The sequence below is a fragment of the Campylobacter gastrosuis genome, from assembly GCF_030249845.1.
GTDB lineage: Bacteria > Campylobacterota > Campylobacteria > Campylobacterales > Campylobacteraceae > Campylobacter_A > Campylobacter_A gastrosuis.
In genome coordinates this window covers 1-2,751 of record NZ_JANURM010000043.1, presented here as the reverse complement: position 1 = coordinate 2,751, position 2,751 = coordinate 1, and the positions used below count along the sequence as shown (strand labels likewise).

The window sequence follows — 2,751 nt, the reverse complement described above, 5'->3', positions numbered from 1 at the left end:
AAAAAACATAACATTTTTAAAAATTTCGGAGGTGTAAAATGGAAAATTTTTTATATAACGACCTAAACGAACACGGCGAAATATGGGAGTTTAGGCGGTATTGTTACGAACACAGGGACGTTGATGAACACGATGAGCAGATAGCACAAAAAGAGTGGGAGGAGTGGGTAGAAGCCACCAATACAAAACGAGAAAAGGAGCAAGAGTGATACTAACAAAGCACTGGGTAATTTACGTAACACCAAAAGGTTTGTTTTGCTCAAAAAGAAGTAAAAATAAGAGCAGATAAATTTTGTAATAACATAAATAAAAGGGGCAAAACGCCCCTTAAAAAGGAGTAAAAAGATGAATGAATTAGAGCTAAAAGAGCTAAAAAAAGCGATAAAAAGTGCGGCAATGTTAATCAGTGAGCTGTCTGAATATAGCGGGCTAGATACTGACAAAATACTAGAATTAATACGCCTAAAAATAGAAATTTTGGGGTTAAAAAATGACATTAAAAGACTATCATAATTTATCAGAGATTAGCAAGTCAGATTTAGATTTACTTGCAAAATCCCCACTTCATTTTAAAAGAAAGCAAGAGCTAAAAAGTGAGCCGACCCCTGCTTTAATGTTAGGGACTTTGGCTCATAAGCTAATCTTAGAGCCAGACGACTTTAAAAACGAGTTTTTAATTGAGCCAGTTTGCGATAAACGCACAAAAGAGGGCAAGGCGATTTACGCCGAGCTTATGGCAAATTTAGGCGATAAAATAGCCATAACACAAGAGCAGTTTAACACCGCACAAGCTATCGCAAACGCCGTTTTAAAGACCCCACAAGCAAAGGTATTTTTAAAAGACGGCTTAGCCGAGCAGGTTTATTTTGGCGAGATTGACGGCGTTGCTGTTAAGGCTAAGCCTGATTTTTACAATGAAAATCTAGGCGTTATCGTGGATTTAAAGACGACTAGCGACGCAAGTGCTAGCGGTTTTGCTAAATCAGTAGCAAATTTTAATTATCACATCCAAACCGCCTTTTATAGCGAGATTTTACGCCAAAACGGCAAGGCTGTAAATAACTTCTTATTTGTAGCCGTTGAGACAAAACCACCCTATTTTGTAGGTTTTTATGAGCTTGACGATGAAGCCATAAATTTAGCACAAAGCAGGATTTTAGAGCTACTTAGCCTTTATCGCTTTTGTCGTGATAATGATAAGTGGTGGGGCTATGCTAAAAAGATTGATGATAAAATAAATCATATCGTAAAAATCGGCTTACCAGCTTATAAATTTTATGAAGCATAAAAAATTAAAATGCAAATTTTAGATTTATTTAGCGGTATCGGCGGTTTTTCGCTTGGCTTTGAAAGTGCAAATTTTAAAGATTACGATTTTAATAAATTGCCGTCCGAGCAAAAAAGCGTAAATGACGGCTTTTTTAAAACGGCTGCGTTTTGTGAGATTGATACAAACTGCCATAAAATTTTAAAAAAGCACTGGGCGGATGTGCCGATTTTTCACGACGTAACTAAAATCACAAGTGATGATTTAGCCCCGCTTGGTAAGATTGAAATTATCACTGGCGGTTTTCCGTGCCAGGATTTAAGCTGCGCTGGTAAAAGGATAGGTTTTAATGGCACTAGAAGCACACTATTTTCTGAAATTTTAAGATTAGCAAGGATAACAAATGCAAGATTTATTCTCTTTGAAAACAGCTCTGAACTCATCACAAACAAAGCCTACTTTAAAGTTTTTACGCAAGAGCTTAGGGAGTGTGGATTTAACTACCGAGCTTTTTTATTACGAGCTAGTGCCTACGGATATATGCACGAGCGAAAAAGGGCGTATGTTATTGCCTACTCCGACAAAGTCGGACGCTTTTGCGATGAAACGCTTTTCTATGAGGTGTCAAATGCTAACACACAAGAGCCATCAAAAGAGATTATATCCTTACGTGATAGATACTTTTGGCGAGAAGCAAACGGATATAAAAACGATTTGCGAGATATACGAGCTGACGATGGGTTTTGCCAAAACGTGGAGCGAGTAGGTATGCTAGGTAATAGCATTATCCCAGAGATAGCCGCAAGGTTTGCAAGATTTATAAAAAGGATATAAAATGAACTATGAAGCAGTATTTTTTATAATGATTGAGAATATGAAAAAAATGGGATTTGAAGGCTTTATTGCTTGGCTCTGCTTTATTTTTGTTACGTGGGTGTTTTTAATGACTTTTGGGATAGAGCTATCAAAAGCACTAAACATAAAAAAATCAATGTTAGACTTATACGATAGCATTGTTTTATTTGCGTTGCTTATCGTTTGGATTTGCGGGATTTATTATTATGGTAAATTTAAGATAATATAATACTAGTAAAAGGGATAAAATGAACACTTTATTAGTACTAGCAATTATAATTTATTTATTCTTTTGGGTTTTTAACGACCTTTAAAGGATAAAAATTAAAACAAAAAGCTAGGGTAGTTTTAATCTGAACTATCGCCAGAACCCCCTAAGCTGATAAAATTTTAGTATAATAAACATAAAAAAGGACTAAAATGGCAGATGAATTAAAAAACATAGAAATTAAACAGATAAAAGGCATAAGCTTTAAATGCAAGGAGTGCAGTGCTAGTTTTAGCGTCCCTTTTGCCACGCAACAGCTTTACGCTAACAATTGCCCCAATTGTGGCATAGAGTGGATAGATTACAAAAATTACTCGCAGATTATAAGCGATTTAAAATATGCCTTTGAGTTTTTATCAAA

6 protein-coding genes are annotated in these 2,751 nt (G+C 35.6%); all 6 read left to right on the top strand.

Annotated elements, in window-relative coordinates; all coding sequences use genetic code 11:
* Positions 1 to 38 precede the first annotated feature (38 nt).
* Positions 39 to 209, top strand: coding sequence for a hypothetical protein (locus tag NYG85_RS11875; RefSeq protein ID WP_284938871.1), 171 nt, complete (start codon positions 39 to 41; stop codon positions 207 to 209).
* A gap of 136 nt (positions 210 to 345) precedes the next feature.
* The gene (locus NYG85_RS11870) at positions 346 to 513 is read left to right on the top strand and encodes a hypothetical protein (RefSeq protein ID WP_284938870.1); all 168 of its coding nucleotides are present in this window, start codon (positions 346 to 348) and stop codon (positions 511 to 513) included.
* Positions 491 to 1,288, top strand: a complete 798-nt coding sequence (locus NYG85_RS11865; RefSeq protein ID WP_284938869.1) for a PD-(D/E)XK nuclease-like domain-containing protein — start codon at positions 491 to 493, stop codon at positions 1,286 to 1,288. Before NYG85_RS11870 ends, NYG85_RS11865 begins: the two co-directional genes overlap by 23 nt.
* Before the next feature lie 9 nt (positions 1,289 to 1,297).
* Positions 1,298 to 2,101 (top strand): DNA (cytosine-5-)-methyltransferase, encoded by an 804-nt coding sequence (dcm, locus tag NYG85_RS11860; protein ID WP_284938867.1) that lies wholly within the window; start codon positions 1,298 to 1,300, stop codon positions 2,099 to 2,101.
* A gap of 1 nt (position 2,102) precedes the next feature.
* Positions 2,103 to 2,351, top strand: coding sequence for a hypothetical protein (locus NYG85_RS11855; protein ID WP_284938866.1), 249 nt, complete (start codon positions 2,103 to 2,105; stop codon positions 2,349 to 2,351).
* 191 nt (positions 2,352 to 2,542) lie between these two features.
* The coding region (locus NYG85_RS11850; protein WP_284938865.1) for a hypothetical protein at positions 2,543 to 2,751 on the top strand (209 nt) is incomplete at its 3' end.

What these genes read in the sequence shown, in the direction of transcription:
- NYG85_RS11875 (WP_284938871.1), top strand. Translation starts at nt 39, where the DNA reads ATGGAAAATTTTTTATATAACGACCTAAACGAACACGGCGAAATATGG.
- NYG85_RS11865 (WP_284938869.1), top strand. Translation starts at nt 491, where the DNA reads ATGACATTAAAAGACTATCATAATTTATCAGAGATTAGCAAGTCAGAT.
- NYG85_RS11870 (WP_284938870.1), top strand. Translation starts at nt 346, where the DNA reads ATGAATGAATTAGAGCTAAAAGAGCTAAAAAAAGCGATAAAAAGTGCG.
- NYG85_RS11855 (WP_284938866.1), top strand. Translation starts at nt 2,103, where the DNA reads ATGAACTATGAAGCAGTATTTTTTATAATGATTGAGAATATGAAAAAA.
- dcm (WP_284938867.1), top strand. Translation starts at nt 1,298, where the DNA reads ATGCAAATTTTAGATTTATTTAGCGGTATCGGCGGTTTTTCGCTTGGC.